6 protein-coding genes are annotated in these 6,519 nt (G+C 61.7%); 1 reads left to right on the forward strand and 5 read right to left on the reverse strand.

Annotation, left to right across the window (positions count from 1 at the left end; genetic code table 11):
- Positions 1-233: 233 nt before the first annotated feature.
- The 4 genes from AACW30_RS08570 to AACW30_RS08585 form a co-directional block, all read right to left on the reverse strand.
- Entirely contained in the window at positions 234-692 is a 459-nt protein-coding gene (locus AACW30_RS08570; RefSeq protein WP_200624752.1) for an REP-associated tyrosine transposase, read from the reverse strand.
- 343 nt (positions 693-1,035) lie between these two features.
- Positions 1,036-1,833 carry an aldo/keto reductase gene (locus AACW30_RS08575; protein WP_200624753.1) on the reverse strand — a complete coding sequence of 266 codons (798 nt, stop codon included), beginning with the start codon at positions 1,831-1,833 and terminating at the stop codon, positions 1,036-1,038.
- Complete coding sequence (locus tag AACW30_RS08580) at positions 1,833-2,702, reverse strand: NmrA family NAD(P)-binding protein (RefSeq protein ID WP_119740515.1); 870 nt, start codon at positions 2,700-2,702, stop codon at positions 1,833-1,835. Before AACW30_RS08580 ends, AACW30_RS08575 begins: the two co-directional genes overlap by 1 nt.
- A gap of 98 nt (positions 2,703-2,800) precedes the next feature.
- Positions 2,801-3,244: an Lrp/AsnC family transcriptional regulator gene (locus AACW30_RS08585; RefSeq protein ID WP_119740513.1), complete on the reverse strand. Its 444-nt coding sequence runs from the start codon at positions 3,242-3,244 to the stop codon at positions 2,801-2,803.
- 108 nt (positions 3,245-3,352) lie between these two features.
- On the opposite strand from AACW30_RS08585, the gene AACW30_RS08590 reads away from it, so the two are divergent.
- Positions 3,353-4,258, forward strand: coding sequence for a DMT family transporter (locus AACW30_RS08590; RefSeq protein ID WP_200624754.1), 906 nt, complete (start codon positions 3,353-3,355; stop codon positions 4,256-4,258).
- Here the strand turns inward: AACW30_RS08590 and AACW30_RS08595 are convergent.
- Entirely contained in the window at positions 4,236-6,215 is a 1,980-nt protein-coding gene (locus AACW30_RS08595; protein WP_119740509.1) for a peptidase U32 family protein, read from the reverse strand. The two genes, AACW30_RS08590 and AACW30_RS08595, sit on opposite strands and share 23 nt — an antisense overlap.
- Between the last annotated feature and the right edge of the window lie 304 nt (positions 6,216-6,519).

The following is a 6,519-nucleotide window of genomic DNA, read 5'->3' on the forward strand; positions in this document are numbered from 1 at the left end:
GCGAGCGGGCTTGCCCCGCGTTGGGCTGCGAAGCAGCCCCAGGACAGTCACCGCGTTTCTTCCGATGAATTGAGTCTTCAGGTTTCAGGGCCGCTTCGCGCCCCAACGCGGGGCAAGCCCGCTCGCCACAGCAAGCCCGTCCACCACAGGATGCCCGTACATCACAGGAAGCCCGTCCACCACAGAAATCCCATCTACCCCAAGAGGCTCGCTTGCCACGTGAGTCTGCAGCGTTACAACCAGGCCGCGTCCCACAACGGATAATCACCAATGTGCTCGACCAGCCCGGCTCGTAGAGGGTTGGCAATCACGTAGCGAGCTATTTTCCTAGCGTCTTCCTCGGCCCGCACAGCACGGTCGTGATAGCCGCGCTGCCAGAATCTTTCCCGGCTGCCTCGGGCCCGATTGATACTCAGCGTACTGCGCGACTTGGTCTGGCGCATCACATCGGGCAGGGTCGAGTTATGCAGCTCGAACAACCAATGAAAGTGATCTGGCATGATCACCCACGCCAGTGAGTTGACTTGACCCGCGTCGTGGGTTCGTTTGAATTCTGCTACCAATAATCGTCCCAGCTCAAAACTGTTGAACAAGGGTTGGCGCTGATGCACGACGACGGTAACCAAATAAGCACGCCCTGATTCTGAGTAACGACCGCGGCGTAATCGGTGAGAGTTGGGCTGACGAGACAATCCGTTGCTCCTTGCATGGATAAGAAGCTGTGACGCTAGCAGCGCAGCCGGAACACCCGCGTTGACTTCCGTGTCCCCATATTTCCACGGGCCTTTTGTGGCAAGCGGGCTTGTGGTGAGCGGGCTTACTGTGGCGAGCGTGCGGGCTGTGGCGAGCGGGCTTGCCCCGCGTTGGGCTGCGAAGCAGCCCCAGGACAGTCACCGCGTTTCTTCCAATGAATTGAGTCGTCAGGTTTCAGGGCCGCTTCGCGCCCCAACGCGGGGCAAGCCCGCTCGCCACAACCCGCCCGCTCGCCACAGGAGGCCCACTGACTACAACTAGCCCACCAGCCACTCAATCGGCTTACAGCGCATCCCACTGCGGTGCAAACGGCGGCTGCACAAAGCGTTGGTCTTTGGGCAACCGCGCGATGGCTTGCATATCCTGCTCATCGAGTGGGACGTGCAGCGAATCGAGGTTGGCTTGCTGGCTTTGCGGGCGCTGGGCTTTGGGAATCGCCGCCACGCCTTGTTGGCGTAACCAGGCCAGGGCGACTTGCGCCGCGCTGGCGCCGTGCTTGGCGCCGATCTGTGTGAGTACCGGGTCAGTGGCCGCGCGACCCTGTGCCAACGGCGCATACGCGACCATCGGGATGCGTTTGCCGCGCAGGTAATTGAGCAGGCGGCTCTGGTCGAGGAACGGGTGGTATTCCACCTGTACCGCGGCAATCGGCGTGCCCAGCACATCGATCGCCTCGCGCAGCATCGGCATGTTGAAATTGCACACACCAATGTGCTTCACGCGGCCACTGTCGCGCAGAGCCAACAAAGCGTTCATCACGCCGGGCAGGTCCATGTCGGCAGCCGGCCAATGCACCATGAACAGATCGACGTAGTCCACCGCCAGCTTGCCGAGGCTCAGCTCAAAGGCTTTTTGCAGCGCGGCCGGCGCCAACTGGTCATGCCAGACCTTGGTGGTCAGGAACACCTCGTCGCGGGGGATGCCCGAATGTTTGATGGCCTGGCCAACGGCGGCTTCGTTGTCGTACAGGGCGGCGGTGTCGATATGCCGGTAACCCAGCGCCAGGGCACTTTCAACCACCGCCCGGCAGTCATCGCCGGGCATACGGAAGGTACCGAAACCCAATTCAGGCAGGTTCATCAGGCATTCGACTCCGCGGTTTTACCTGCCAGCTCGCGCAATACCGTGAGCAGGGAGGTTGTGCCCTTGAGCACCTGATCGTGCTCGAAACAGATCCAGCCTTCGTTGAAACCGTCGACCATGCGCATGCGCGGCAGTGGGTTGTGTGCACCTTGGCCACGCAGCAACGGCTCCCAGGTATCGCGCTCAACCACGTCGGCACGCACGTCACGGCCGAGCACTTGTGCCAGGGTCTGGGCGATGTCGTTCGGGCTGACCCATTGGCTTTCCAGTTCGACTACGCGGTGGCCGGCCCAGTCTTGCTGCAACAACTGCGCGGCAAGTGTGCCGATGTCGGCCGTGGCAACCATTGGTATGCGCTTGTCCAGCGGTTGCAGGAAGCTGTGGATCACACCGGTGTCACGCGCACTGCTGACGTCGTAGGCGGCGTTTTCCATGAACCAGCCCGGGCGCAGGAAGGTTACGGGGATGTCCAGGGCGCTCAACGCCTGCTCCATCAGCGTGCGCTGGGTCAGCAGGTTGAGCTCTTTGGCCTGCGCGCCGATGGTCGACAGGCACAAGACTCTTTGTGGCGCGGCAGCCTTGAGCGCTTGGCTGACAGCCGCTATCACCACACGTGCTTCAGGAAACCCAGGCTGCGGATCGAAGCCCGGTGGCGGCAGGATGAACACGGCGGTCGCGCCCTTGAACGCTTCGGTCAACGCCTGTGCATCTTCCATCGCGGCGAACGCGATTTCGCAGCCCTGGTCGGCCCAGTATGCCGCTTTGCCGGCGTCGCGAATGACGGCGCGAACCGGCAGACCTGCCTTGAGGAGGTTATGCGCCAGGGCGCCGCCGACTTTGCCTGTGATGCCAGTGATTACGTACATGCGCTTTACCCCTGTGGGTTCCAATGTGTGGAGCCCAGCATAAAGTTCGGCCGGCGATGACAGAATAGCGATTACGTCACTGCGTTAGTGACGTGCAATCACGAATCGGCCAGGGGTGGCAAACGCCGTTTGACCGGGGTTTTCTTGACAATGGCGGTGTTGGTTTCGGCATAGGCGTTGATCCGGTCCAGCAGGGTGTCGAGGTGGTCCATGGTGCGCACGTGCAGGCGCGCGATAAAGCAGTCTTCACCCGTGACCTTGTCGCACTCGGTGAACTCGGGAATCGCCTGGATCTGGCGCTCCACCTCCTGCAATTTGCCGGGCAATGGGCGGATACGCACGATGGCTTGCAGCAAATAGCCGAAGTGTTTGGGGTCGATGTCGACGGTGTAATGGGTCAGCACGCCGCGCTCCTCCAAACGGCGCAGACGTTCGCCCACGCTGGGCGAAGACAGCCCGGTAATACCCGCCAACGCCTTGAGCGACAGGCGCGAGTCGTCCATCAAGGCGGCGATCAGTTGCTGGTCGATAGAGTCAATCATGCGGCCTGCCTAATTAAAAAAGGTAATCGAGGGTTTTTGCCTACTTTAGTCGCTGGAGGCGCTGACCGGCAGATTGCCATAATTGAGCCTCACTTGAGGAGCGCCATCGTGGACACATCTATTCGTCGCGGGTCGTGGGAAATGGTCGCCGCCATGCTGATTTCGGGCACCATCGGCTGGTTTGTGCTGGTGTCTGGCGTGTCGGTGATCGAAGTGGTGTTCTGGCGCTGCGTGATTGGCGCGCTGACGCTGTTGCTGGTGTGTGCGTGGTTGGGTTACTTGCGCCGAGACCTGCTGACCCGGGCCAAGCTCGGCCTGGCGATGCTCAGTGGTGTGGCCATCGTTGGCAACTGGTTGCTGTTGTTCGAATCCTATTCACGTGCATCGATTGCCATCAGCACGGCGGTGTACAACGTGCAGCCGTTCATGTTGGTGATGCTGGCGGCGCTGTTTCTGGGTGAGAAGATCACCGTGCAGAAGCTCGCCTGGTTGAGCGTGGCGTTCCTCGGCATGTTGGCGATTGTCACCGCCCATGGCGAACAGCAAAGCGCTGGCGGGGATTATCTGACCGGCATTGCCCTGGCGTTGGGCGCAGCGTTTTTGTATGCGATTGCCGCGTTGATCATCAAGCGCTTGAAGGACGTTCCACCCCACTTGATGGCGTTGATCCAGGTGATTACCGGCGCACTTTTGCTGGCGCCGTTGGTGCCCTGGCACAGCTTGCCTGCCGCGACCCAGGCCTGGGCTGCGCTGGTCACGCTGGGCATGGTGCACACCGGTTTGATGTATGTGTTGCTGTACGGGGCGATCCAGAAACTGCCGACCGCCCTTACCGGCGCGCTGTCGTTCATCTACCCGATTGCGGCGATCTTTGTCGATTGGTTCGCCTTTGGGCATCGCCTGGGTTGGCTGCAATGGCTGGGGGTCGTTGCGATTCTGCTGGCGGCAGCGGGGTTGCAGCGGGGCTGGTGGTGGCCCCGCTCCCCAAGGGTTAGTGCGTGCCCTGAAAGATGATGTTTTCCGGGTTGAAATGGCCCACGCCGCTGCCCGGCTGCGGCAAGCCAAGGATGTGGCCCTTGATCTTGCCCACCACGTGCATCTCGCACGGTTTGCAGTCGAACTTCAGGGTCAGCACTTCATCACCGTGGATCAGTTGCATTGGCGCCACTTTGGTCTTCACCCCCGTCACGCCCTTGGCCTGTTTAGGGCACAGGTTGAACGAGAACCGCAGGCAGTGCTTGGTGATCATCACCGGCACTTCGCCAGTTTCTTCGTGGGCTTCAAAGGCGGCGTCGATCAGCTTCACGCCGTGACGGTGGTAGAAGTCCCGGGCTTTCTGGTTGTAGACGTTGGCCAGGAACGACAGGTGCGCTTCCGGGTACACCGGCGGCGGCGACGTCTCAGCCTTGCGTGCCCCCCGTGGGTGAGCGGCAACGCGGGCGGCGGTCAGCGCCTCGATCACCTCACGGCGCAAGGCCTTGAGCTGCGAGTTGGGGATGAAGAATGCCTGCGGCGCATCCAGCTCGATGTGCGTGGCGTGGTACTCGGTGGTGCCGAGTTGGCCAAGCAGGTCGCGCAGGGTGTCGAGCGCCTGTTCCGGCTTGTTGGCCACGCCGAACGGGCCGGGCAGGGTGACGCTGGCGCTGATGCCTTCTTCGCTGGTCGCGGTCACGTCCAACTGGTCTTCACGCAGGCGCGCGACCCACTGCAGGCCAATACGGCGCTCGGCCGAAGTCTTGAGCAGGGCTTGTTGCCAGTTGTGGTCGAGGTTGCGGTTCAGCGGATGGTTGGGGCGCAACGGGTGCAGGCCGGCCGGCATTTCATTTGGCTCGACGCGGTAGCGGTAGCGTTTCTCACCGTCTTCTTCGAACTCGCCTTTGGGTTCGGCGATGTTGGCGCGAAAACCCACGACTTCGCGCTTGATCAGCACATTGAGGCCGTCGCCGTTGGAGAGCGGCTCATGGGTGACTACCTGCAAGTCACGCTTGCCGGCTTTTTCCACCACACCCACCGGCAGGCCGGTGAAGGTGGGCGTGTCGAAGGCGCCTATGTCGATCTTGCGGTCGGTGACGAAGTAGTCGGTGCTGCCCCGGTGGAAGGTTTTTTCCGGGTCGGGCAGGAAGAAATGCGCAGTACGGCCGCTGGAAGCGCGCGCCAGGTCAGGGCGGTCTTCGAGGACGTCGTCGAGGCGTTGGCGGTAATAGGCGGTGATGTTTTTCACATACCCCATGTCCTTGTAGCGGCCTTCGATCTTGAACGAACGCACACCGGCTTCGACCAGCGCGCGGATGTTGGCGCTCTGGTTGTTGTCTTTCATCGACAGCAGGTGTTTTTCAAAGGCCACCACGCGGCCCTGGTCATCTTTCAAGGTGTACGGCAGGCGGCAGGCCTGGGAGCAATCGCCACGGTTGGCGCTGCGGCCATTTTGCGCGTGGGAGATATTGCATTGCCCGGAGAACGCCACGCACAGGGCGCCGTGGATGAAGAACTCGATGGCGGCATCGGTTTCATCGGCGATTGCGCGGATTTCCTGCAGGTTCAGCTCGCGGGCCAACACCAACTGCGAGAAACCGGCCTGGTCGAGAAACTTGGCGCGGCCCAGGGTGCGGATGTCGGTCTGGGTGCTGGCGTGCAGCTCGATGGGCGGAATATCCAGCTCCATCACGCCCAGGTCTTGCACGATCAACGCATCGACGCCGGCGTCGTACAGCTGATGGATCAGCTTGCGCGCGGGTTCCAGTTCGTTGTCGTGCAGGATGGTGTTGATGGTGGTGAATACGCGGGCGTGGTAACGGCGGGCGAATTCGACCAGTTGAGCGATGTCGCTCACCTCGTTACACGCGTTGTGGCGTGCGCCGAAGCTTGGTCCACCAATGTAGATGGCGTCGGCGCCATGCAAGATAGCCTCGCGCGCGATGGCGACATCGCGGGCCGGGCTGAGCAATTCCAGGTGATGCTTGGGCAAGGACATAGTTTTTTTAGTCAGGCTTGTCACGGTTGAGGCGGGCATTGTAGCTGTGAAATGCCGGGTGGGCACCTACCGCAGGGCTGTCTGGGCGAATGGGGGGAGGTGGATTGGGGGCATATCCGTTGCTGCGGTAAGGGCGGCTGGTGGTTCCGCTCTTACAGCGGGTCACTTTTGGCAAACGCCCGGAATGCCGGCCCAGCCAAAAGTAACCAAAAGGTCTTTGCCCCACCACTCGGTGCCTCGCTTAGGCTCGGCATGCCCTCACTCCGGCTTGAATCCGTGGGCCGCCGTGACGGGCCATCCATGG

The organism is Pseudomonas sp. MF6747 (assembly GCF_963890955.1).
Lineage (GTDB): Bacteria > Pseudomonadota > Gammaproteobacteria > Pseudomonadales > Pseudomonadaceae > Aquipseudomonas.